Source organism: Magnetococcales bacterium (assembly GCA_015231755.1).
Classification (GTDB): Bacteria; Pseudomonadota; Magnetococcia; order Magnetococcales; family Magnetaquicoccaceae; genus Magnetaquiglobus.
Map to the genome: position 1 here is coordinate 38,105 of JADGAZ010000008.1, position 23,924 is coordinate 62,028.

Genomic DNA, 23,924 nt, shown 5'->3' on the forward strand with positions numbered 1-23,924 from the left:
CAGTCAAGAAACATCCTTTTCCGCGCCTTCTTTCGATGTCGGCAAAAATTCAGGGTGCCCGCAAGCGACACGAAGCAATCGCGGGGCAAGGAGGGTCTTTACCAAAAACGGGGGATAAAATCCGCGTCATTCGCGAAACGCAGGGTATCGCCGGACTGTTCGATCACAAACAATCCTTTGCGAATGGCAAAGCGGGAGACATTCTCATCGATCACCATGGCCGCGACCGCGCCAATGGCCCGTTTGTCCGCATAGGCTGGCAGAAACGCCTTGAACTCCTCCAAACGGGCCAAATGTTCCCGCACATCCTCGATGGAGAGCTTGCTTTTGACTTCAACCAGCACCACGGCATCGGTATTCACCACGAACAGGTCGATTTCCAGATGACGACCACCCGGCAGATCCGCCTCCACCCGACGACTCACCATGTGGACCGGAATCCCCCGTTGCGCAAACAGGGTCTTGCAGGCTGGCGCCACCAAGCCTTCCACAAACTCCCCCAGACGACTGCCCAACCGGTCCAGCTTGCGATCCGTCTCCTTCATTTGTGCGCTGGTGGCCTTGATCATACGGTCGGTCTCTTGGAGCTTGAGGTCGGTCTCCTTGAATTGCAGGGCAGTCTCCTTGAACTGTCGGTCGGTCTCCTTGAATTGCAGGGCAGTCTCCTTAAACTGCCGGTCGGTCTCCTGCATTTTCCGATCAGTTTCCTGAAACAACAGATCCAGTTTGGCGCTCCGTTCGCGATTCTCGCGAACCATGGCCTGGAACATCTCCCAGACACTATCAAAGGTGGCGGCTTGTGGCATGGCGATTACTCCAGGTTGTTGCTGATTCATGAATCACAGCATACCCGATTTTCACCAGTCAAGAAACATCCTTTTGCGCGCCTGCTTTCGATGGTCCGGGAGAGACCATCAGGCCGAATCGCTCAAGTTGGCAGAATCCGGGGCACCCGGGGCGCCCGCAACCGGAAGGCATCCGGCATGCCGGAACCGAGCAGCGGGGTCAGATAGAACTTGAAGGCGTCGGTGACATCCGTGCCCTGGGCATTGATGAACATATCGGGCATGGTGCGGGTCTTGCCGGCCAGAGAGATCATGGGATCCAGGCGGTATTCCACCGCATAATGGCCCATGCGATGGATGGTCACCGAACCGCAGGCATGGTTCCACAGGGCGAATTGACAGGCTTTTTCACCCACTTCCCGGGCTTCGCGCTGGTCTACATCCGAGACCACCCCGAGAAACGACCGTTGCAGATAGCCGAAGGTATCTCCCCGCACCCGTTTGATGCCCAGATTGTCGCGGATGGCGTTGGTGAGCAGATCGGCCAAGGCACCGGTGCCGGACAACTGCACATTACCATGGGCATCTTTTTCCAGGGTACGGGCCAGCAGGGAAGAGAGAATCGGAGTGCCCTGGGCGTCGTGGATCCCCTCGGAGACGGCGATCACGCAGCGACCCAGTTTGTCATAGATGGATTTGACCTCACCCAGAAAATGCCCCATATCGAAATTGCGTTCGGGCATATAGATCAGATGCGGGCCATCATCCCGGCATTTGCGCCCCAAAGCCGAAGCGGCGGTGAGAAAGCCGGCGTGACGCCCCATGACCACCCCCACATACACTCCCGGCAAAGCCCGGTTGTCCAGATTGATGCCGGCGAAGGCGCTGGCCACGAATCGGGCTGCGGAAGGATAGCCGGGGGTGTGGTCGTTGACCATGAGATCGTTGTCGATGGTCTTCGGAATATGGATGGTGATCAGGTCGTAATGGGCCTTTTTGGCAAACTCCTCGACAATGCGCAGGGTATCCGACGAATCGTTGCCGCCGATGTAGAAAAAGCAGCGTATATTGTGAGCCATCAGGACTTTGAGGATTTCCGCGCAATATTTTTCGTCCGGCTTGTCCCGGGTGGAGCCCAAGGCCGAACCGGGGGTATCCGCGACCCGTTCCAGATTGTGGGTGGTCTCCTGGGTGAGATCCAGAAAGGCTTCGTCGATGATCCCGCGCACGCCGTACAGCGCGCCGTAGACCCGTTCCACGCGGGGGAACTTGCGTGCTTCCAGCACCGCGCCCACCAGGGATTGATTGATGACCGCCGTGGGGCCGCCGCCTTGGGCGACCAGAACTTTGCCGGGTTTCATGGCTATCCTTCCTTCGTGTACTTTTCTTTCAAAGGGTCCGTGACAGGAGCCGGAGTCCACCCCGACACCAGTCTGCACTATTGGTCATTTTTCATCGTCATGCAACGGTTTTGAGCAACGGTTCACCCGGAAACCGGCATGAAACAGATACGGCTGTTCCCCTCGGGCGTGGAGTGTGGCCAGACTCCACCCCGGACGCCCCAGGGAGTCGGTCAACGGCAGAATGGCTCTTCGGGCGAGGGTCAAGGCCCGATCCACCGCCGTGCCCGCAGCCAATTCGCGATACAAGGCGCGCAGAAAGGGGATGGATTCTCCCGCCAGCAAGGTTTCCGGCCAGGCCAGGGCCATGGAAAACGCTCCCGTGGCGACGATCCCCTGAGCCAAGGCCCCGGTGGCGGCCATGGGGGGAGCCTTGCCCGATTCACGACCGGACAGGATCATCAATCCGGCCCCGGAGTGACGCAACAGATCCCGGACCATCTCTCCGGAAGTACGGGCGTCGGCTTGACCATCCGGCTCCTCGAAGGCAAAAAAGCCCTGGGTGCCCCGGATCAACGCCGGCCCGGACAGATGAATCACATGGGGTTGCCATTGATGGATGGCCTGTTCCAGATCTGCCCATCCCCGTCCTGACGCGATGTGGGCTTCGATTGCGGGTGCGTCCGGATCCTGTTCCCGTTCCTCCGGGAGGCAAAGCCGGAAGGCGTTTTCTTCCTGCACCGCCTCGGGCCAGTCAAATCCTTGCGGGGAGCAGGCCATGAACAGCAGGCGCAATGGACCCGGAGAAAGGGCGCGACAGCGGTTCAGGGCGGGCAGGCCAAAGGGACGACGTTGCACGCCGAAACGGTTCGCCAGTCCCAGAGGTTGACCCTCCGGGGGCACCAGGGCCTCCCAGGGCAGATGCACCAGTTCGGCCACATCCGAGGTCACGGCCAGCATCACCGACTGGCCTGCCGGCAGTTGTGGCATGACCGCGTCCCAATCCGGGGCGAGCCACAGATGAAACAGTTCGACCCCCACCGCCAGGATCGCTTCTGTAGCCAGGATTCCCGGACCAGGGGATTTCAGCAGTTGCCGACTCCCATCGACCACATGACGCAACGTGGCCAGATCCCCTTCCGTGACCAAACGGGGCGGCGAGCATGCACGACCCTGCCATGACAATTGAGTCGCAAAGCCGCCTTCGGAACGAACGATTCGCAATTCCAACGCGGGATTCACGGCGCGCACACCCGGGCGGCTATGGCGCGGGCCTGGTGACGGATCTCCTCTTCTCCGGGGATGATCCGGTTTCTCATCAGGATCTTGCCATCCACGATCATGGTGTCCACCACGTGCCCGGTGGCGGCATAGACCAGATTGGAGACCAGATCGTGTTCCGGGGTCATTTCCGGATCCTCGTTTTTCAGCAACAGCAAATCGGCCCGTTCCCCGGGAGCCAGACGACCCGACCGACCCAGCAGGGATGCCCTGGCACCGGTGGCCACCTCCCAGGCTTCATGGGCCGGCAGGGCGGTGGGATCGTGTTGGGCGTGTTTCTGGATCAGGGCGAGAAATTTCATCTCCTGGAACAGGTCCAAGGAGTTGTTGGAGGCGGCCCCGTCACTGCCCAGGGCAATCGGAATGTTGCGGGCCGCCGCCTTGGCGAAGGGAAACACCCCCCCCACAGCCAGTTTCATGTTGGAGACCGGATTGGTCACCAGCGTGGCGCCACGGGCGGCGATCAGATCGAGTTCGTCGTCGTCCAGCCACACCCCGTGGGCCAGCAGCACACGGGGGGTCAACAATCCCTGGCGATCCAGATGCACCGCCGGACGGACCCCGTGTTGTTGCAGGCACTGTTCCACCTCGTGGTGGGTTTCGGAAAGATGGATGTGGACCGGCAGGTCATGCCGTTCGGAAAACGCCGCGGTCCAGCGCAGACTGGCGGGGCTGACGGTATAGATGGCATGGGGTGTGAGGGTGAAACGGACCCGTTCGGAATAGCGACTGGACTCCTCGAAGGTCTGCTCCGTCAGACGACGACAGGCGGCGGCCTGATCTTCGCCGGCCACGTCGATCATCACCGCGCCCACTCCCGCCCTCAGACCGCTCTCTTCCACGGCCCTGGCCATGCCGTGAAAGTGCCAGTACATATCCTCGAAGGCCACGGTCCCGGAGCGGATCATCTCCAGACAGGCCAATCTGGCTCCCCAATAAACATCGTCTGCGGTCAGACGGGCCTCGGCGGGCCAGATGCGGGTTTGCAGCCACTGCATCAAAGGCATGTCGTCGCCAAAACCCCGGAACAGGGTCATGGAGGCATGGGTATGGCCGTTGACCAGTCCCGGTGTGGCGGCCATGCCCTGGGCGTCGAGAAGTTCCGAGTGGTCCAGAGGGGTCAGGGCCGATCCCATGGCCTGGATGCGACCCTGGGAGATTTGAATGTCGATGGGTGCCGGCGCCCCCGGCAAACGGGTGTTGCGAATAAAAAGGTTCATAGCGAAAGCGTCAGCAGAAGGGTTTCGAGAATCAGCAGCAGTTGCGATTCGTTGGCTTTGACCTGTTCCTTGAAGGCGGCGAAGGTGAGGGGGGATTCGGTCAGGCCATTGGCATAGTTGTCCACCACGCACATGGCGGCGTAGGGCACCCCCAGATCGGCGGCCAGCACGCATTCCGAAGCCACGGTCATGCCCACCACATGGGCGTGGGGTTGATACATACGGATTTCCGCCGGGGTTTCAAAGCGGGGTCCCTGGGTTTGCCAATAGACCCCCTTGTCCCGGGGTGCCGGCAGATCGGTTTTGCCCCACACCTCCAGGATGCGTTGACGCCATTCGGCATGGAAGCCGGGAGTCTGGTGTCCCCGGGCATCCTCGAAATACGACAGATTGACGTGAGGCGCCAAAAAATCATCCGGCACCACAAAGGTGCCCGGCGGAATGTCGAGACGCAGGCTACCCACGGAACTGATGGCCAGAATCCGCTTGGCTCCGGCCAGATGCAGCGCCGAGAGGTTGGCCTTGTGGTTGATCATGTGGGGGGGCAGATAGGTGCCCAGGCCGTGACGCTGCAAAAAGAGCAGACCATTTTGCTCCAGCAGCGTGACCGCTCCATAGGGGGTCTGGATACGGCGCGGGGCCGCATCCTGAAAACGGCGGGACTCCAGCAGGCTGGTTCCGCCAATCAGGGCAGTGGTCATTCCTTGTGGTCCGGGACGCTGGAATCTTCGGGAGGCATGGTTTGAACGGTATCCGGATCCACGGCAGGCTCACGGGACCAGAAACGCCACCAGGGTTTTTTGGCAGTGTCGGCAGAGGCATCGGCCTGGGGCGGTTTCGCCTCCAGAGAGGAAGACTCGGATCCGGTTTCCGGTTTCGCCGGTTGGGCCGAAGGGTGAAGATTGGTGGCCGGTTTGGCGTAACTCCGATCCCACAGCCAGTTCACCCAACCCTGATCGTTGTTGGCTTCGGGCATGGTGGTGGGATCCCAGGGTTTGTCCTGGAAGTTCTTTTGCACATCCCGCACCACGCCGTTGGAATCGAAGGTGATTTCAAGACGGTTGGCCACCCGGGAAAAGGTGCGTTGCACGTTCTTGAATTTGCGATCCTGAATGTAGAGCCAGCGGTTGCCATGGAAGGGATTGACGAACGTGGGCGGTCCCAGCCATTCGATCACCTGGTTGCGGGTGGTGACGCCGGGTTGGATTCTCGCTGTGGCATCCGGGGTCAAAATGACGCCGCTTTCGTGGATCTGAGCTTGACAGCCCGCCAGGGCAAAGGCGACGATTACAACACGAGACAGGGACAACGGGGAGCGATGGGGTCTGTTCATGGTTTTCCCGGACAGGTGAAACGGTAGTATGGGTGCGTCCCATGATACCCATTGACGCAGGCGGGAGCAAAGTTTCCATGTGGTGGTTTGCGCGGAGTTCGACAAAAAAAGATCAATCCCACGGGTTGCGACCCTTGGCCATGGGGCTTTACGACCGTCTGGCCACCCGTGCCCTGGCCCTGACCGGCGGGGAGCGGCTGGGCATTCCGGATGATTTTCCGTTACGATTCGATGTGATGATCCTGCTGGTGGCCGGCATGCTGCACCGGTTGCGTCATGCCGAAAACGGCAAGGAGCTGTCCCAGGCCCTGTGGGAGATGACCTATGAGGGATTCGAGGAGAGTCTGCGCAGTCGGGGGGTGACCGACATGGGCATGGGACGGCGCATGAAGAAATTGGTGCTGCAAGGCACAGGCCGTCGCGACGCCTATCTGGCGGCCTGGGACGGACAGGATCCGGAGGCCCTGCGGGCCGCCGTGGCCCGCAATGTGTTGAACGGCGCGGATCCCACCGACACGCGCATCGATATCGTCTTGGCCGAGGTGGAAAACAGCGCCGTTGAGTTGCCCTCCGAGTAAGGGGCGGCTCATTTTTTCTAAGGAACGCTCGCCAGAAACTGCCGCAACCCCTCTTCCGCCAGCGCCCCCCCCTGATTGAAGCTGATGTTGTGGTGGCCGTGAGTCTCCAGGTAGCTTTTTTGCGGGGGGCAGGCGGCCTCGAACAAGGCCCGACCGTGACGCGAAGCGATCACCTCGTCATCCCGGCTGTGGATGATCAACAGCGGCAGGCACAACTTCTGGATTCGTTCCAGATTATCGAAACGGATCCGGCTCAACAACCGGATGGGCAGAAAGGGATAACGATCCTCTCCCACGGCGGGCACCGACAGGAAGGTGCCTTCCAGAATCAACGCCCGGGGAGGATGACGGAGCGCCAACCAGGTGGCCGCTCCCCCTCCCAGGGAGTGCCCGAAATAGATGATGCGTTTGGGATCGATCTTGAGGCTGTTGGTGAGGTGGCCGTAGGCGGACAGGGAGTCGGCGTACAGTCCGTCCTCGCTGGGTTTTCCTTCGCTTTGGCCGTAGCCTTGATAGTCGAACAGGAAAACGCTCAAGCCCTGCCTGCGGAACAGCTCCACGTGGGCCCGCAGTCCGGATACGACACTGGCGTTGCCATGAAAAAACAGAATCACCGGTTTTTGTGGCTCTCCGGGAATCCACCACCCATGCAGGCGCTGGCCCTGGCTGTCGAAAGCGGCGTTTTCGTAACCCATGCCCCAGTCTGCGGGGGTGGCGTTCAAGCCCCGTTTGGGATGAAACACCATGCCGCTTTGGGCAAAATAAAGATATCCGGCGATCCCCCCATATCCCAGCACGACCAGCAGCAGGACCCCAACCAGAATCCGCCGCATCCCCCCCCCGCCGGGTTGCGATCCAGCCCGTGAGATCATGGATCCATCCGGGCCAAAAAGTCCGGTACCTGCCGAATCATGTCCCGCAACGCCTCTTCCCGCACCCGCTGGGCCGCTTCGTCCAAAGAGAGCCAGACCCGTTCCCGGAAGCTTTCCAGCCAGTGATCCCGCACCTTTTCCACCCGCATGACAAACACCTCGGCCACGCAGATGCCGCCCCATTTCTCGTACTCGAACACGCCGATGGACTGCGGCCATACCCGACCCTCGATGCCCGCCTCCTCCAAAGCCTCCTTGGCCGCGGAATCCGCCGGGGAAAGCTCCGGCTCGACGATTCCCTTGGGCACGATCCAGCGGCTTTTGTTGCGGGAGGAGATCATCAGTACCTGCAAGGCGTCACCATTCATCCGCACCGGGATCACCGCAGACTGTTTGTAGTAATAATCCGGAAATTGACTCATACCCCTGACTCCTGAGCGACATGAAAACCGATCCACCGCAAAGCGATCCTTTTAAATCCCGGCACCACAACCATAGCAGCAATCCGCCTGTCATGCCACCGAACACGCCCCACCGCAACGACAAATTATGTACATGAACTCGACAAAACCGACCCGGAATGGCTACCATGGCGATCCATGAGACCTTTCGTCCCCTGCATGATTTCCGGCAACAGCGGTCATGACGCTGCCGGCAGGGAGTGGAACCATCCATCGCATCCCAACAGGAGCCAGCTTGCATCATGGGCGTCATCAAGAAGGTGCTGTACCGGGGCCAGATTCTCGGCAAACCGCGACATCGCAATCTTTTCCTCGATATGGAGGAAAACATTCACATCCACTACCGGGATCTACGCATCGAACTGAGCCGGAGCGAATTTGAAGAGATCAGCGAAACCTTCCGCAAGCAATCGGCGGAGTTGCAGGCGATCATCCATGAAAAGGAGTATCAGGATGGCAAACTGGCCAATGCCAATCAGGATGACGTGCGCATCTGGACCGAATCCCAACTCAAGCACGAGGTGACCTATCATCCCCGACGGGTCTCCATCGAGGCGTGCAGCGACGGATATCATCTGCACTATCGCAACTACAAGATTCTCATCGACGAGGCGGATTTCCGCGAGTTGGCCCGACAGTTCCAACGGTTGGATCCCGACGCCCCGTGCGCCTCCACCTACGCCGAAGTGCTGGAACTGCTGGAAGCCAATGAGTTGGATTTCATTCTGGACTCCGGCAACGCCCCAGCCGAAACCATGAGCCTGCGGGTCGCAGCCCACCATCTGCCCAAGGTCCGCGACATTTTCAAGCTGATCGGTTTTACCCACGAGGCGACCCCGGAAGGCAGCCTTTATCAGGGCAATCCCCTCAAGGTGCTGGTGCGGGGGGAGAAAAAAGGCTCCGGATTGGACTTCCGCGCCTTGCGGGGGCTCAACCATACGGAACGGCTGGTGGAGTTCCTGAGCCGTCACGGGGCGGGTCTGGATCCCAATCTTTTGAACCGCATCAAGTGTCAAGTGCTGGATCTGTACCACTCCTTGACCGCCGGACAACCGGCCTACGTGGCGTGTGATCCCCAGTTCTGGCTTTATTCTCCCGCCAGCGGTCGGGTGATCTTTCCCCATTCGGCCACCTCCGCCGGACCGGAAGCGGCCAAGACCCTCTATCGGGCCTGGAGCGCCCTGCTCACCAAACTGGACATGGCCTTCATCAAGCCCACCAAGGTCCGTTTCGACCCCGAGGCGCAACAGGCCCTGCAACAACGGGTGACCGATACCTTGCTGGCGGAAGTGGCCTCCCGGGCGGCGGTGAATCGGGTCTATCTCATGGGCTCGGCCCTGCGGGGAGAGATGGGGTATTATCTGGCGCCCTTTGTCCACGGTCCCAACGCCAAACTGGGTTCGGATGTGGATATCCTGATCGAAATCCATCCCGAACGGGAACAGGATCTGCCGGCCAACTGGCAATTGATCAATCCCGAGTCCGCCAGCAGCGGTTGCGCGGTCTACCACATCACCCAGATCCCCATGGCCAGGGACACCTCCGCCTGGAGTACCCTCCATCCCCATCTGCCCTTCATGCAGCATCTGGTGGATGCCTATATTTTCTTCCCCTCCAAGGGCAACCGGGAGGCCAAAGACGCCTTCTTGAAAAAATTCAATGCCAAGGTGGTTCACGACCGGCTCAAGAATGGCATCGTTCCCGCCTCCGGCCCCATCCAGGATCTCACCCGTCAAGTGCGGGAACGCTACGGCATGCCGGACGCGGTGGTGGAACCCATGCGGGTCTCCACGGAAAATCTGTTGTACAAGATCTTCCGGGGGGAGAACGAAACCATTCTCAAGCTCTTCAAGGTGGCGGGCAACTACCACAGCAAACGCATCGTCGAACACACCGCCTACGAAGAAGCCCTCATCCACGCCCTGGTGGCCCGTGGCGTGGAAACCGCCCGCATCCTGCCGGCCCTGCCCGGTTCGGCCTCCACGGTGGATGGCCATCCGGCGCTGCTCTTCGAGCGCATCCCCGGCCTTCCCCAGTCCAAGCCCGAATATCCCCTGGACAAGATCGGCGCGGCCCTGGCCCATCTGCATCGGGTGCAGATCAATGACCCCGTGCCTTTGCCCGCGGCTTTCACCTTCGAGGAGTCCTGTCAGATCTGGCTGCCTTATTTCGCCACCTATCAGGTCAATCCGATTCTCTCCCCGGAACTCCAGACCGCATTCGCACAACTGGCGCCGAGGGTTCAACCCTTCCTGGACGAGTCCTACCGTCAGACTCTGCACCAGGGAATGCACCAGGTCCATAATCACGGGGATGTCACCCCCAAAAACGTGATCATCACCCCGGAAGGATTGACCTGCTTTTTTGATTTCAACAACTGTTATCACGGTCCGAGAGTGCTGGATCTGCTGGATGGAGGATTTGAGTTTTCTTTGGCGGACAAATACATCCATCTGGCGGATTTCGCCCGTTTCGACGCGCTTCTGACCCACTACGCCGCCCACGCCCCCTTGAACGAGGCGGAAATCCGCACCCTGCCCCGTTGGATCCTGCTGGTGGGGATCATCAAGTTCATCAAGGAGGTGCGGGTACTGGTGGAACGACCCAAGGAGGCGTTGCGCCGGCAACGGGCGTTGGCCATCGCCGGCTTCCTGGCCACCCGGGATGATGGCGTCGCGGCAGAATGAGGGGAAGAGCATGGACGGATTTCGTGACCGCTTCCAGGGGGTGATCCGGTGGGGATTGCCATTTTTTTTGGTCGGGTGGCTGACTGTGCCCGCCCGGGCCGAACCCTGGATCGGTCTGCGTTTTGTGGTCCACGAGACCGGCGGGGAAGAGCAGACCACCACCCGTCAGGCCATCAAGACCCAACTGGCGGAGCATGTGGCCACCATCAACCGTTATTATCACGACAGTCTGGTGGCCATGCAGGCCAGAATCGTCGCGGTGGCCTTCTCCCGGATCCAGGCCAGCGAGGCCACGGAGATTCTCGACGACATGCGCCATGAGCGTCGTGGCTTCGAGGGACTGTTCCAGGAGGCCGACCGTTGGGGCGCCGACTTCACCGTGGCGGTGACCCGCTCCTTGACGCTGAAGGGCAAGCCCGGCTGTGGTCGCGCCCTGGCGGTCAACCAGACCCGCGAGGCCATCTCCACCACCCAAAACGCCCTGATGGTCTACAACGCCGTATGTGGCGCCCACACCCTGGCGCACGAACTGGGCCATCTGATGGGGCTGAATCACGGGCGATTGGTGGACTCCTGCCAACCGGGCCAGGGACACACCTCGGCCCTCACCCCTTATGCCCTGGGCTTTGGGATGGGCAACTGCGACGGTCGGCCTCAGCCCGGGGAGTTCGGCACCATCATGGTGGGGGGATGGATGAAACAGGTGCTCGGCAACGACAAGGCCAGTCTGCCGATTTTTTCCAATCCCCGCCTGCACGACCCCCGCTGCGGGGTGGCGCAGCGTTGCGGCGACCCGGAAACCGGCGACGCGGCCCGGGTGTTGAACGAAAACGCTCCCCTGTACGCAGCCCACGAAGAGCCGGATGTGGATACCCTGCCGTTCGCGGATCCGGGGCTGCGGACCTGTCTCGACAAAAAATATCACGGCGTGGAAATCGCGGATCTGAAACAATTGCACTGCCCCGATCAGGACATCCGCGACCTGACCGGCATCGAGCAACTGACCGCCCTGGAGGCTCTGGATCTTTCCGGAAACAATCCGTTGCCCTGTGCCGCCCTCACCCCTTTTCAGCTCCGTTTCAGGGCCGACGCCCTCCATCCGCCCCAGCATTGCGCCCCGCCTTCCCCGTGATCACACACCCTGACTTACGCATGAGGCATTGCGCAAGCGTCACAATGCGGGTTTAATTCGCTTCCGCTAATGGGATCCATCCCATTGTGTGAATCCAGAAGATGCCTTGTCCGGCCCTGGATTCAGGCTCCCTTGATCTTCATTGACCGGAAAGCGCGCATGTCCAGAATGGTTTGTCTCCTGCTGTGTCTATTTTTGCTGACCCCGGCCCCCACAACGGCTGCGGCGGCTTCCACCAGCAAACAGGCGCAAAGCGCCACCAAAAAACGCGCGGCCAAGTCGGTCCAATCCAGCAAGGCGGCCAAAAACGCCCGGGGCGCCGAAAAGCCCCCCGCCAACCGGCCCCTCACCCCCCTGGAAGGAACCTCCCGTCTGGGTTATCTGCTGATGGATATCCACTCCGGGCAACTCCTGGAGGTGCAGCACGATTCCGAACTGTTCATTCCCGCCTCGGTGGCCAAGGTGCCCTCGACCCTGGCGGCGCTGCACATCCTGGGGGCGGATCATCGACTGGTCACCACGGTGCAAAGCAACGCCCCTGTGGTCAACGGGGTGTTGCAGGGGGATCTGGTGCTGGTGGGGGGTGGAGATCCCTCCCTCAACATGACCGGCTTGATGGATCTGGCCAATCAACTGCAAAGCCGGGGAATCTATCGCATCTCCGGTCGCTACCTCTACGACGAATCCGCGCTGGTGGCCCAACCCAACATCAGCGACGAACAAAACGAGGAAGAAACCTACAATCAGGGACTCAGCGCCCTCACCCTGGATCCCAGTCGCATCCGGCTGAAATGGATGATGACCCGCACCGGGGAGATCATGACCCAAACCACTCCCAATCTGGATTACATCTCCCTGGTGGCCGGCCCTTCTTCTCCAACCGGACCCACACTGGTCTATCTGGGGGGAGACCAGAAAGAGCAGTGGCGTCTCAATCCCCGTGGCGCCCGTTCCGGCTGGGACTGGTTGCCCCTGAAAAAACCGGGACGCCACACGGCCTTGGCGTTTCGGGAATTCTGCCGTCAGGCGGGTCTGCATCTGCCGGAGCCCGTGGCGGGACGCACTACCCCCAACGCCAGCATCCTCGCCAGTCGTTCCAGCGAGCCTGTGAGCGAACTGGCCCGTTTCGCCCTGGAGCACAGCAACAATCTGTGGACCGAACTGATCGGCATGATGGCCGCCGGACGCTTGAGCGGACAACCCCAATCCGCCTCCAGCGCCGCCCGCATCTTGAGCGACTGGATCCACAAACAGCTCCCCCAGGTGGACTGGAGCGGCTTTCACATGGCCAACAGCAGTGGACTCTCCTCCGTGAGCCGGGTCACCCCCCGACAGATGGCGGCCATTCTGCTTCTGGCCAACGCCGCCCCGATTGGTGATCGGGCTTATGCCTCGTTGCTGCCGGTTTCCGGCTGGAAAGGAACCCTGGCGGGTCGTTTCGCCGGTCCCGACACCGCCTACCGGGTGTGGGCCAAAACCGGTACCGTGCTTTATGGCAAGGCGTTGGCGGGTTATCTCTACACCAAGCAGAACCGCCGTCTGGTGTTCGCGGTTTTCGCCAGCGACTTTGAAAAACGCAAAAACTTCGATGCCCGGATGGGTCATCATGCCCATGGCGACATCAGCCAGGGTCGCAGTTGGAACAGTCTGGCCACAGCTCACATCAACGCCCTGGTGGAAAGGTGGCTGCGCACCTATTGATTCCGCTTATATGGCTTGATTCTTGCATAAAAAGCATCCAGAAAACCATACCGTCCACCGCCATATTCTCCACATCCGGAGAAGGGAATTGTGACATGTATCTGGATCACTTCGGCCTCCAAGGCTATCCATTCGCGCCCACACCCGACCCCGAACGATTTTTTCCCGGAGGGGGACGGGGGGATATCCTCAATGCCCTGCGCGCCGCCATTCTCGCCGACGAGGGATTCATCCAGCTCATCGCTCCCCCCGGATCGGGCAAGACCATGCTGTGCCGGGTATTGTGTCAACAACTCCCTCCAGCCACCCACGCGGCCTTGCTGCTCAATCCCAATCTGCCCCCCGAGGCGTTGATCCCGGCGATTTTAGGGGAGTTCCGCTTTCCGGTGCCCAACCGCAACGATCCTTTGTTGCTGCGTCAGACCCTGTTGAACCAACTGGCGCTGCTGCATCGCAACGGCACCCGCGCCCTGCTGTTGATCGACGAGGCCCATGCCATGCCCCTGGCCACCCTGGAAGAACTGCGTCTGCTGGGCAACATGGAAACCGGACGGGCCAAATTGTTGCAGGTGATCCTGTTCGCCCAACCCGTGTTTGAACAAAACCTGCAATCCGTGCCGAACCATCCGTTTCTGGATCGGGTCACGACCCGGCTCACCCTCGAACCCCTGACAGCACCGGAGACCGCGCATTATCTCAATGCCCGGCTGCAATCCGCCGGATTCCAGGGCAAACGGATTTTCACCCCCATGGCGGCATGGAGCGTTCATCTGGCCTCTTCCGGCTGTCTGCACCGGATCAACCGGTTGGCCAACCGGGCCTTGCAACGGGCCTGCGCCGACTCTTCACGGGTGGTGAAGATGCGTCACGCCCTCTGGGCCGCACGCCAGGATTCCACCCATCGTCCAATCTCACGCCGGTTTCGCCCGGTGCTGGCGACCGCCGGCGTGGTGACGCTGCTGGCTGCCGGGGTGTCGTCCCATCCCTGGACCAGCCTGTCTTTGTCCCTGCCCTCCCCCATGGCTCTGATGGCCGAACGCACAATCCAACCCCAGGTGGCCGAACGCAAAGTCGAACCTGAGCGCACAATCCAACCCCAGGTAGCCGAACGCAAGATCGAGCCTGAGCGCACAATCCAACCCCAGGTGGCCGAACGCAAAATCGAACCTGAGCGCACAATCCAACCCCAGATGGCCGAACGCAAAATCGAGCCTGAGCGCACAATCCAACCCCAGATGGCCGAACGCAAACCCGATCCCCAGGCGCTTCCCTCTCCACTCCCCCGCGCCCCGGAACCGGTCGTGGCCATGGTCGCTCCCCAACCCGAAACCAAACCTCCGGCCCCCCTGGCGGACCCCACCCCGGAGGAAAAAACGGTTGCGGTTCCGGATGAAGTTCTGTTTCTGGCGGATGCTTCCGGGAAACCCGACCCGGCTGACCAGACTCCGGCCTCTTCCACGCTCAACGGTGTGCCCTATCTCAAGCCCAACGATCCTTTAAAGGAGGCCATTCTTGCTTCCCATCGCTGGTTGGAGCAGAGCAACGACCAACATCACACCATTCAATTGGTCCAGTTGCGCCACGAAAACGGCTTGCAGAATCTGGCCGACAAATTGGCCGCGATCCAGCCGTCTCCGGGGCCGATGGAGTTGAAGCTGTTTCGTCTCAAGGACAACTCCTTGTTGATCCATCTGAACGAATGTCCCACCGCGGTGGCGTGCGAGGCGTTGATGAATCGTCTGCCCCTCTCCTTGAGATCCAGCCATCCCAGCGTGCGTTCTCTGGCGCGGCTCAAGACCACGGTGCAAAAACTGGCGTTGATCCCGCCGGTTCAAGCCGGATGACCCCACCATGAAAGAAAAACGTCGCCTGGGTGAAATTCTGATCGGTGCGGAGATGCTCACCCAGGACCGGTTGACCATCGCTTTGGCCGAGCAGAAAAAAACCGGTGAATTGTTGGGTCGCATCATTGTACGGCTGGGATTTGTTCCGGAACCGGTGATGCATGCGTTGTTGAGCCACATTCTGGATCAACCCGGCATCAATCTGGACCAGACCACCCTGGATCCACGCATCCTGAAGCTGGTACCCCGAAAACTGATCGAACGCCACGACGTGATTCCGGTCCACTGGGACCGCAAAAGCACCACCTTGACCCTGGCCATGGCCGATACCCAGGACATGGCGGTCCTGGATAAAATTCAGGCCAACATCCACTCGGACATCACCCTCAAGACCATTCTGGCGGAACATTCCGCCATATCCCGCGCCATTCAAAGGGCCTACAGCACCGAAAACGTGCTGGAGCCTATCCTGCGGGAACTGGAAAACAGTTTCCAGGTCCTGGAGAGCCTCCCCCCGGAGCAGGCCGGACAGTTCAGCCCCGTCATGCGTCTGGTGGAGATGCTCCTGACCGACGGCGTTCAACGGGGTGCGTCGGAAATCCACATCGAACCGGAGGCGGGCAGTCTGCGGCTTCGCTATCGTATCGACGGGGTCTTGTCGGAGATGCGGGAGCTGCATCGGGATCTGACCGCCGGAATCGTGATGCGCATCAAGACCCTGGCGGGCATCGACGCTCCGGATGTCTCCGCACGTGCGGAGGGCCGTTTCTCGTTGAAAGTCGCTTCCCGCATGATCGATTGCCGGGTTTTCCCGCAACCGGTCACCCATGGCGACAATCTGCTGGTGCGCCTGCGGGACCGCAACCCGGAACCCCTCTCCCTGGAAAGCCTGGGACTCTCCCGGCATACCCAGTCCATCCTCATGGAGATGATGGCCAAACCCGCAGGAATCATTCTGGCCACCGGCCCCAAGGGCAGCGGCAAAACCACCACCCTCTACGCCATGCTGGCCTTTCTCAACCACGAACAACGCCACATCATGACCCTGGAAGAGAGCCTGGCCTATCCCATGGCCATGGTGCGACAACAGATGATCGATGGGGAAAAGCATCCGGAGAACATTTCGGAAAACATTCCGGAAAAACATGCGGAATGGGCCTCAACGTTCGATTCCGTATTGCGTCAAGGATCGGATATTCTGCTGCTGGACGAAATCCGCAATCCCGCAACCGCCCGCATGGTGTTGCGCGCCGCCATGACCGGGCATCAGGTCTTCAGCACCGTGCAGGCCACCTCGGCCCTTGCGGCGTTCCAGGGATTGTTCGCTCTGGGCATTCCGGGTACGACCCTGGCCGGAAATCTCACCGGGATCATGGGTCAACGGCTGGTGCGTCGACTCTGTTCCCACTGCAAACAGCCCCATCAGCCCGATCCCCGGGAACAACGCCTGTTGGGACTCGGACCCGACGATCGCGCCACCCGTATCTTTGTGGCTGCCGGGTGTGAACGGTGTCACGGAATCGGCTTCAAGGGACAGGTGGCCATCATGGAAGCCCTCCTCATCGATGATGATGGCGATCTGTTGATCGAACAAAACCAGACCCGCACCGCTTGGCTCTCCCTGGCCCGCAATCAGGGATTCATCCCCATGGCCGACGAGGGAATCCGTCGGGTGCTGACGGGAGAGACCAGCCTGGATGAAATTCGCCGGGTGCTGGATCTGTCCAGGAGAATGATCGGATAATCCAATCTTCCCATTTAAAGATTCCATGGCCTGTTTCTTGCTCTAGAATGATCAACCCGCATCACGTTCAGAAGTGACGGGGTTATTGGATCGTCACCCGCCGATTGGGAAGAATACCATGTATTTGGATCACTTCGGATTCCACGCTCCTCCCTTTGCCATCACCCCGGATACGGAACTCTTTTTCGCCGGTGGAGAGCGGGGGGCGATTCTGGAACAACTGCTCCAGGCCATCCAGGCCGGAGAAGGATTCATCAAAGTCGTAGGGGAAGTCGGCAGCGGCAAGACCCTGCTGTGTCGATTGTTGTGCCGCAAGCTTCCGTCCACCACGCGGGTGGCGTTGTTACTCAATCCCGGCATCCCCCCCGAAGAGTTGATCGGCGCCTTGCTGCGGGAATTCCGGCTTCCGCCCCTGCTCGAAGCCGGACAGGCGGCGCAACATCAAGCTTTGCTGGAATTTCTGGTCACCTTGCAACGCCAGGGAGAACAGGCGGTCATCATCGTGGAAGAGGCCCAAGGCCTGCCTCCCGCCACCTTGGAAGCCTTGCGTCTGATCAGCAACCTGGAAACCGAACAGGTCAAGTTGGCTCCCATTGTTCTCTTTGGGCAACCGGCGCTGGACCGGCTGTTTCAAACCGGCCCCACCCGTCAAATTCTTGAACGAATCACCACCCATCTGACCCTGCCCCCCCTCTCCCTTGACGATACCGAAAAGTATTTGCGTAACCGGTTGCACACCACCGGATACCGGGGACCGACGCTTTTTTCTCCCGGCGCGGTGCGCTGCATCCACCGGGCGGCCCAGGGGGCCATGCGTCAGATCAATCTGCTGGCGGAAAAAGCTCTCGTTCAGGCCTCGCGCCAAGGTGCGCATCTCATCTCCAGCCGGCATGTGCAACAGGGAATCTCCACCTGTGAATTCGCCACCCGGGTCACATCCTGGCACCGTCCCGCTTTGGTCGCCGGGGGTATGGCGGCCCTGCTGGCGGGCAGCATGGCCATGCACTCCTGGGCGCTCAATGCGCCGCCGATCCTGCCCTCTTTGAGTTCGCTTCGGCCCGCCGCCATCGCTGTCGCGCAAAATCGACCCGATGACCCACCCGCCGAGGCCCGGATACCGGAAAGTCAGCCGGATTCCCCGACCGCCAACAGTGGCACCCTGTTGACCCTGGCCAGAACCCTTTCCATCCTGCCATCCCGTCAACTGGTCAGTCACACGGCATCGCTGTCCGAACCCCCTGTGGTTGCCCGGATTCCCCTGATCACCCCCATCAAACCCACCATCCGGGAGTTGGCCTCCATCCAGGAGAATCCGAAAAACGATTCGATGAGTGAAAGGGTCCGCGCCGCCCACCGTTGGCTGGAAGCGAGCCATGGCACCCGCTACACCATTCAATTGATCCATCTGCGCAACGACAGCGGCATCAACACGCTGGACAAGTTCCTGGCCGCCGCGCAGCCGGACCTGAATGCCCGGAAACTGAAAATTTTCCGCCTGCGCAATCAAAGATTGATGGTCTACTTGGGCGAATTCGACAATGAAACCGACGCCCAAGAGGCTTTGCAACGCCTGCCGCAGACGCTGCGTTCCGGCAACCCCCGGGTGTTGCCCCTGGACCGGGTCAAAACCCTGGTCCGTAACCATACCCGACCCGATGGATGTCAGCCTGGGCAGGAGAACAGCTCATGCGTTCCCGCCGCCTGAAAAACCGTCAAACCCGAATGGGATTGGGGATTCTGCTGGGCTGCGCGCTGAATTTTTCCGCGGGGTCCGCCGCTGCGGATCCGTTTCCCCGGGAGATGGGGGACGACACGATTCCCCCATTGGTGGCACTGGTACCGTTTCTTCCGGAAAGCTCCGAGGCGGACACCCTGGCCCAGGGGACCTTCACGCTGGTGGCCACCCATGTTCCGGTGGATGAACTGCTCCCCTCCCTGGCCCGGAAGGCGGGGCTAAATCTGGATCTGCCCCCGACGGTCCAGGGCAATGTGACCCTCAATCTCACCAACCGTCCCTTGAACGATCTTCTGGAGCAAATCGCCCAACAAACCGGAGCCCGGTTTCATATCCGTGACGGCAACACCCTGGCGGTCACACCGGGCAACCTGCTGGCAACAACCCGGGACTCCGGGAGTTCACCCGACAAGGGCGGCTCCCAACGGTTGCGCCGATGAGCCTGCTGCTCGACACGTTGCGCCGCGCCGAGGATCCCGGATCCGCGGATCCCGCCGCGCTCGAAGAGCCGATGGTATCCCTGCCCATGGATTTCACAGGGCTGGATCTGTACCGCATCGACGCGCCCGCCCGCTTCGCTCGCCCCGCCACAAGACAACCGGTCCGGATCGCGAACGGGCCGATCCGACTTTTCTACCCGGAAGTTTGTTCGCCCCACTCCCCCGCCCCGGTGGTCCAGGGATGGCATCCGGTTGGTCGCGCCGCTTTGCTCCACGGGGTGTTTCTGGGGGCTTTCCTGCTGGCCTCCACGTTGAGCGATGAACCGGTGCGGGAGCGTTCCGGACGATCCATCGATACCATCACCGAATCCCCGTCTTTGACCCTGGCCTGTTTCACCCAGTCCCCGTCCAAAGAGTCCAAAGAGTCCAGGGAGTCCCCGTCCAAAGAGTCCAGAAGGACATCTTCCACCGGATTGGCCCCCGTGGAACCTCAGTCCGCGCCCCCGGCCAGAACCCTCATGAAAATTCCGGAAAATCCGTCGGGTCCGGCATCGGCGCCGCTTCCGGCCCGGGTTCCGCTGATCAACGATTCCACCTTCACCCTGGCCTCGCTGCACAGCGTGAACCGCATCGAAGAGAGTCTCCCCGCATCCACCCTGACCACGCCCCATCGCCCGGCGCGGTATCTGTTTCTTTCCAACCGTCCCCCGGTGGTGGGTCAGGCCCGCAAGGCCTGGAACGCCGGAGATCCGACCGCGGCCAAACGTCACTATGAAAAACTGTTGAGTCAGGATCCGGTCAACCGCATCGCCCTGGCGGGATTGGCCGCCCTGGCCATCCGGGATCAACAACCGGATCGGGCGCGGGTTTTGTATCAGGAGTTGTCCCGCATCGATCCCGGTTCGCCCCTGGCCTTGGCCGGACTGAGCGTCCTGGACCTGAACGGCACCGACACCCAGGCCCTGGAACAACACCTGAAACGGCTGCCCCCATCCTCTCCCGACATTTGGCCGCTGCATTTTGCCCTGGGCACCAGACTGGCGAACCGACAGGAGTGGCTCAAAGCCCGGGACGCCTTCCGCAACGCCCTGAAACACGACCACACCAACCCGGACATTCACCACAATCTCGCCGTCGCCCTGGAGCGCACCGGAGAGCCTCGCGCCGCTTTGGAACACTATCGGGAGGCCTTGCGCACCTTGAGCGTGCGTGGATGGGCGGGTTTCGATCCCCATGCGATTCAACGCCGCATCGCCATTCTGGCCCCCCGCCCCCCGGACGCTTGAGGGGGAATTCTCCTTCTGAACCATTGGATTCCTGGAAATTTCCTCATCCCATGACGTAAACTGGTGAAAGGCTATCCTGTGACTGCGCCGCCAACCGATTGCCGGTTGTTTCATCGCCGGGTTGACAGCGTGGCAACCCCCAACGATTCGCGGGCATGACCCTTTTGGTTGTCCGCAGTCCTTTTTCCCGCCATTGTGTCAGGAGTCGAGCATGAAAAAACAGACCATCGCCGATCTGGATGTCGCCGGCAAACGGGTCTTCATTCGGGTGGATTTCAACATTCCCTTGGCCGCCGACGGCACCATCGGATCGGATGCCCGCATCCGCAAATCCCTGCCCACCATCCAGAAAGTGATCGACGGCGGAGGACGGGCGATTCTGGCCTCCCATCTGGGCCGTCCCAAAAACGGGGTCGGCCCCTCCCTCAAACCCGTGGCCGAACGGCTCTCCGAACTGCTGGGCAAACCGGTTCCCCTGGCCCCGGACTGCATCGGACCCGAAGTGGAAGCCCTGGTGGCCAACCTGCCGCCGGGAGGGGTGATCCTGCTGGAAAACGTCCGCCTGCGCCCCGGTGAGGAGAAAAACGATCCCCAACTGGCGGATGACTTTGCCCGTCTGGCGGATCTGGTGGTCAACGACGCCTTCGGCACCGCCCATCGTGCCCACGCTTCCAACGTCGGCGTGGCCCAGAGGGTGCCCCCGGCGGTGGCGGGACTGCTGATGGCCGATGAACTGGACTTTTTCCACCGGGCCATGATCGCCCCCCAACGTCCGGTGGTGGCGCTCCTCGGTGGGTCCAAGGTTTCCACCAAGATCCAACTGATCGAATCCCTGCTCACCAAGATGGATACCATTCTGATCGGCGGGGCCATGGCCTTCACCTTTCTCGCCGCCCGGGGAGGGCAGGTGGGCGCCTCCCTGGTGGAACCCGACATGCTCGCCGTGGCCCAACAGGCGGAAGCCAAAGCCCAACAGGCGGGCGTGGAACTCCTGATGCCCGTGGACGCGGTGGTCTCCCAAAACAAAGATGGCAGCTCCGCAACCCGCGTGGTCCCGGCGGACCAGATCCCCGAGGGCTGGATGGGTCTGGATGTGGGACCGGAAACCGTGCGTCTGTTCGCCGAACGGCTCAGCCGCGCCGCCACCGTGGTGTGGAACGGCCCCGTGGGAGTGTTCGAGATTCCGGCCTTCGCCGCAGGCACCCTGGCTTTGGCCCATCACATCGCCAATGGTCAGGCCCTCTCGGTGACCGGGGGCGGGGATACCGAATCCGCCATCGCCAAGGCCGGCGTGGCGGAGCGCATCTCCCACATCTCCACCGGGGGCGGCGCCTTTCTGGAACTGCTGGAAGGCAAGGATCTCCCCGGCGTCTCCGTGCTGGCCGACGCCAAGTGACCACCGCATCCCCAGCCGAGGGACTCTCCGCGATCCTCATGGGTCGCAACGAGGAACGGTTTCTGCCGATGAGTCTGCCACCCCTCACCCGGGTGGCGGACGAAATCATCTTTGTGGATACCGGCTCGTCGGATCGCACCCTGGAGATTGTCCAGCAGTTCGGCTGTCGGGTCTGGCATCTGCCCTGGGACAACGATTTTTCCGCCCCCAAGAATCTGGCTCTCGACCATGCCCGCTTCCGGTGGATCCTCAATGTGGATTGCGACGAGGTGCTGGTGGAAGATGCCGGGTTCCGGGAGCGGATTTTAGGACTATGCCGCGCCTCCAACGCTCCGGCCTGGATCATTCGCATCGACAATCTCATGGCCGATGGCAACACTCTGCCGAGTCAGGCGTTGCGGCTGTTTCGCAACGATCCCCGCATCCGTTTTTCCAACCCGGTTCACGAAGGAATCGCGGATGCGGTCTATCGCCACTGGCCCGGAGTGCCGCCGGAAACCATCGATCTGCATCTGGTGCATCACGGCTACAGCGCCGGACTCAACCCGGAAAAAATCCGTCGCAATGTCGCCATTTTGCGTCAGTGGGTCGCCAGGGAGCCGAACACGGTCTATGGACGCTACAAGCTGGGCATGAATCTGCGTTTCCTGGGATTGGCCAGCGAAGGATTGTATCATCTGGAGTTGGCTGTTGAATTGGCCGATAAGGATGCGGACCGGGACAGTCTGACCTTTCTGGAAGAGTTGATCCCCACCGCCTATCGGGCCAGCCTGGAGGCCGGTCGGCCAGAAAAGGCCGAACACATCAAACGCATCGTCAGCGCTTGGCGCTAAAGTCGATCAGCACGAGGATTGCCATCCCATGACCAGTGGACCCCGGGAAATCATCACCCCCCGCCGCAAGATTCCTTTGAAGATTCCCGAGGGGATGTCCGCCGTGGAGTTTTTCAACAGTGCTGCCAACCTGGAACATCTGGCCAGAGAAAACGGTCTGTTGATCAACGAGGAGGGGTTTCTCCTCTATCGCAAGCTGCTGGGCCACAGCGCCGAGTTCGACACCTCCATCATGCTGGACACCTCCAAACGAATCCTCGATCCTTTGGGACGCCCGGTGCGGCGGGATCAGTTGACCCGGCCTCAAAAGAATGTCTGGAGTCGCATGACCCAGATCATCTTTGAATACATGCTGGAACACTATCCCGATCCGGACGACGCCCTGATCCTGTGCGGAGAAGCCAGCCTGGATGCCACTTGGCCCCTCAACAAGCCAGGAGTGCCGAGCATCCGCATGATCCACAACCATTTCATCGTCTTTCCAACCCACATGATCGCCCAGTCCAAATTGGCGGATCCGGCGGATCCCAATCTCACCGACAGCGGACACAACAGTCTGTTTCTGAGTCATCTGTCCGAGACCTATCGCCATTTTCTGGAGGTCCTGGATCTGCGGATCCTGCGTCCCGTGGAAACCGACTCCTCCCGGCTCGCCCTCACCGGTTATCCCCAGGGTCTGCCGAGCTGGGAAGTGGCCGGGGGATTCTCCCGGCTGGGGGATCCCCGGTTCTGGGAAGAGTATGATCTGATCTTGAAAGGTTTCCTGGATTTTTACCGCACCTTTTTCTCCCAGGTTTCCACCCGTGGGGCCGGAATTCCGGAAGGGGTCTATTTCCCGGATCAGGTCGAAAATATTCTATTGTTCAACAACCGCTTCGCCCAGGTGGCCCGGGATGTGCGCAACCGGGTCAAGGCGGATCCCCGCTTTGCCAACGACATACGCTGGCGTCCGGCCTATAAACAAATCCTCTATCGGGATGACCAGAACCGTCTGATCGTGACCATCAGCCAGAATTCCGTCGGCAACGCCATTACCGAACTGCTGGGCATCGTGGTGCGTCGGGAAGAAGACGAAGAGACCTATGACCGCATCGAACCGGCCCTGGTGGAACGGTTGCTGGCGGTACGGGAACGGTTGGTGGCCGCCGATCTGGGGGAACCGATCCATGCCCCCGGTTGGCCCAACGGACAGTATGCCCCGCCCCAACCACGAACCACCCCGTGACACCCGATTTCAGGAAATGGCAGGAGCCGAT

At 60.9% G+C, this 23,924-nt stretch carries 20 protein-coding genes; 12 read left to right on the top strand and 8 right to left on the bottom strand.

Going from position 1 to position 23,924, the window contains the following annotated elements:
- Window positions 1-98: 98 nt before the first annotated feature.
- From HQL98_06945 to HQL98_06970, 6 genes are all read right to left on the bottom strand, one after another.
- Complete coding sequence (locus tag HQL98_06945) at window positions 99-806, bottom strand: hypothetical protein (GenBank protein ID MBF0271780.1); 708 nt, start codon at window positions 804-806, stop codon at window positions 99-101.
- Between the two features lie 122 nt (window positions 807-928).
- Window positions 929-2,146: a 6-phosphofructokinase gene (locus HQL98_06950; protein MBF0271781.1), complete on the bottom strand. Its 1,218-nt coding sequence runs from the start codon at window positions 2,144-2,146 to the stop codon at window positions 929-931.
- Between the two features lie 84 nt (window positions 2,147-2,230).
- Entirely contained in the window at window positions 2,231-3,367 is a 1,137-nt protein-coding gene (locus tag HQL98_06955) for a CHAT domain-containing protein (protein ID MBF0271782.1), read from the bottom strand.
- Window positions 3,364-4,626, bottom strand: coding sequence for an amidohydrolase (locus HQL98_06960; protein MBF0271783.1), 1,263 nt, complete (start codon window positions 4,624-4,626; stop codon window positions 3,364-3,366). Before HQL98_06960 ends, HQL98_06955 begins: the two co-directional genes overlap by 4 nt.
- A complete protein-coding gene (locus HQL98_06965) occupies window positions 4,623-5,327 on the bottom strand; it encodes an MTAP family purine nucleoside phosphorylase (GenBank protein MBF0271784.1) in 705 nt (234 codons plus the stop codon). Before HQL98_06965 ends, HQL98_06960 begins: the two co-directional genes overlap by 4 nt.
- A complete protein-coding gene (locus HQL98_06970; GenBank protein MBF0271785.1) occupies window positions 5,324-5,959 on the bottom strand; it encodes an outer membrane protein assembly factor BamE in 636 nt (211 codons plus the stop codon). The genes HQL98_06965 and HQL98_06970 overlap by 4 nt, the downstream gene beginning before the upstream one ends.
- A gap of 77 nt (window positions 5,960-6,036) precedes the next feature.
- Between HQL98_06970 and HQL98_06975 the strand changes: the two genes are divergently transcribed.
- Entirely contained in the window at window positions 6,037-6,537 is a 501-nt protein-coding gene (locus HQL98_06975) for a hypothetical protein (GenBank protein MBF0271786.1), read from the top strand.
- Between the two features lie 17 nt (window positions 6,538-6,554).
- Here the strand turns inward: HQL98_06975 and HQL98_06980 are convergent, their stop codons facing one another.
- Window positions 6,555-7,409 carry an alpha/beta hydrolase gene (locus HQL98_06980; protein MBF0271787.1) on the bottom strand — a complete coding sequence of 285 codons (855 nt, stop codon included), beginning with the start codon at window positions 7,407-7,409 and terminating at the stop codon, window positions 6,555-6,557.
- Window positions 7,406-7,831, bottom strand: coding sequence for an NUDIX hydrolase (locus HQL98_06985; protein ID MBF0271788.1), 426 nt, complete (start codon window positions 7,829-7,831; stop codon window positions 7,406-7,408). Before HQL98_06985 ends, HQL98_06980 begins: the two co-directional genes overlap by 4 nt.
- A gap of 281 nt (window positions 7,832-8,112) precedes the next feature.
- Between HQL98_06985 and HQL98_06990 the strand changes: the two genes are divergently transcribed.
- The 11 genes from HQL98_06990 (at window position 8,113) to HQL98_07040 (ending at window position 23,893) form a co-directional block, all read left to right on the top strand.
- The gene (locus HQL98_06990) at window positions 8,113-10,557 is read left to right on the top strand and encodes a phosphotransferase (GenBank protein ID MBF0271789.1); all 2,445 of its coding nucleotides are present in this window, start codon (window positions 8,113-8,115) and stop codon (window positions 10,555-10,557) included.
- A gap of 10 nt (window positions 10,558-10,567) precedes the next feature.
- The gene (locus tag HQL98_06995) at window positions 10,568-11,689 is read left to right on the top strand and encodes a hypothetical protein (protein MBF0271790.1); all 1,122 of its coding nucleotides are present in this window, start codon (window positions 10,568-10,570) and stop codon (window positions 11,687-11,689) included.
- Between the two features lie 159 nt (window positions 11,690-11,848).
- Window positions 11,849-13,390 carry a D-alanyl-D-alanine carboxypeptidase/D-alanyl-D-alanine-endopeptidase gene (dacB, locus tag HQL98_07000; protein ID MBF0271791.1) on the top strand — a complete coding sequence of 514 codons (1,542 nt, stop codon included), beginning with the start codon at window positions 11,849-11,851 and terminating at the stop codon, window positions 13,388-13,390.
- Between the two features lie 95 nt (window positions 13,391-13,485).
- On the top strand, window positions 13,486-15,234 hold the full coding sequence (locus tag HQL98_07005; protein ID MBF0271792.1) for an AAA family ATPase: 1,749 nt from the start codon (window positions 13,486-13,488) through the stop codon (window positions 15,232-15,234).
- A 7-nt stretch (window positions 15,235-15,241) separates the two neighbouring features.
- Window positions 15,242-16,978 (top strand): Flp pilus assembly complex ATPase component TadA, encoded by a 1,737-nt coding sequence (tadA, locus tag HQL98_07010; protein MBF0271793.1) that lies wholly within the window; start codon window positions 15,242-15,244, stop codon window positions 16,976-16,978.
- A gap of 118 nt (window positions 16,979-17,096) precedes the next feature.
- A complete protein-coding gene (locus HQL98_07015) occupies window positions 17,097-18,683 on the top strand; it encodes an AAA family ATPase (protein ID MBF0271794.1) in 1,587 nt (528 codons plus the stop codon).
- Window positions 18,665-19,153: a hypothetical protein gene (locus tag HQL98_07020; protein MBF0271795.1), complete on the top strand. Its 489-nt coding sequence runs from the start codon at window positions 18,665-18,667 to the stop codon at window positions 19,151-19,153. Before HQL98_07015 ends, HQL98_07020 begins: the two co-directional genes overlap by 19 nt.
- A complete protein-coding gene (locus HQL98_07025) occupies window positions 19,150-20,439 on the top strand; it encodes a tetratricopeptide repeat protein (protein ID MBF0271796.1) in 1,290 nt (429 codons plus the stop codon). The genes HQL98_07020 and HQL98_07025 overlap by 4 nt, the downstream gene beginning before the upstream one ends.
- 211 nt (window positions 20,440-20,650) lie before the next feature.
- Complete coding sequence (locus tag HQL98_07030) at window positions 20,651-21,835, top strand: phosphoglycerate kinase (protein ID MBF0271797.1); 1,185 nt, start codon at window positions 20,651-20,653, stop codon at window positions 21,833-21,835.
- On the top strand, window positions 21,832-22,668 hold the full coding sequence (locus HQL98_07035) for a glycosyltransferase family 2 protein (protein MBF0271798.1): 837 nt from the start codon (window positions 21,832-21,834) through the stop codon (window positions 22,666-22,668). Before HQL98_07030 ends, HQL98_07035 begins: the two co-directional genes overlap by 4 nt.
- Before the next feature lie 28 nt (window positions 22,669-22,696).
- A complete protein-coding gene (locus tag HQL98_07040) occupies window positions 22,697-23,893 on the top strand; it encodes a hypothetical protein (protein MBF0271799.1) in 1,197 nt (398 codons plus the stop codon).
- Window positions 23,894-23,924: the final 31 nt, after the last annotated feature.